Raw genomic sequence first — 968 nt, forward strand, 5'->3', positions numbered from 1 at the left:
ACCACGCCGCGGATGCTTTCGCCCTTATGCATCAGCTCGAAGCCCTTGTTGATGTCTTCGAGCGGCATGGTGTGGGTGATCATCGGGTCGATCTGGATCTTGCCCTGCATGTACCAGTCGACGATCTTCGGCACGTCGGTGCGGCCGCGCGCACCGCCGAAGGCGGTGCCCATCCAGTTGCGGCCGGTGACCAGCTGGAACGGACGGGTGGAGATCTCCTGGCCGGCGCCGGCCACCCCGATGATGATCGACTTGCCCCAGCCGCGGTGGCTCGCTTCCAGCGCCTGGCGCATCACCTTGGTGTTGCCGGTGCAGTCGAAGGTGTAGTCGGCGCCGCCGATCAGGTCGCCGTTGCGTTTGGTCATGTTGACCAGATAGGGCACGATGTCGTCGCCAACCTCCTTCGGATTGACGAAATGCGTCATGCCGAATTTCTCGCCCCATGCCTTGCGATCCGGGTTGATATCGACGCCGATGATCATGTCGGCGCCGGCAAGGCGCAGCCCCTGCAGCACGTTCAAACCGATGCCACCGAGGCCGAAGACGATCGCCGTCGATCCGATCTCGACCTTGGCGGTGTTGATGACCGCGCCGATGCCGGTGGTGACGCCGCAGCCGATGTAGCAGATCTTGTCGAAGGGGGCGTCGGGATTGACCTTGGCAAGGGCGATCTCCGGCAGCACGGTGAAGTTCGAAAAGGTCGAGCAGCCCATATAATGATGGATCTTGTCCTTGCCGATCGAGAAGCGCGAGGTACCGTCCGGCATCAGCCCCTGACCCTGGGTCGAGCGGATCGAGGTGCAGAGGTTGGTCTTGCGCGACAGGCAGGAATAACATTCGCGGCATTCTGGGGTGTAGAGCGGGATGACGTGGTCGCCCTTCTTGACCGAGGTGACGCCCGGACCGACATCGACGACGATGCCGGCGCCCTCATGGCCGAGGATCGCCGGAAACAGACCTTCCGGATC

General features: G+C 62.9%; 1 protein-coding gene. It reads right to left on the reverse strand.

Annotation, left to right across the window (positions count from 1 at the left end; genetic code table 11):
- On the reverse strand, positions 1–968 hold a 968-nt coding region (locus tag CO666_RS33395; RefSeq protein ID WP_097616199.1), incomplete at both ends, for a zinc-binding dehydrogenase.

This window comes from Rhizobium chutanense (genome assembly GCF_002531935.1).
Lineage (GTDB): Bacteria > Pseudomonadota > Alphaproteobacteria > Rhizobiales > Rhizobiaceae > Rhizobium > Rhizobium chutanense.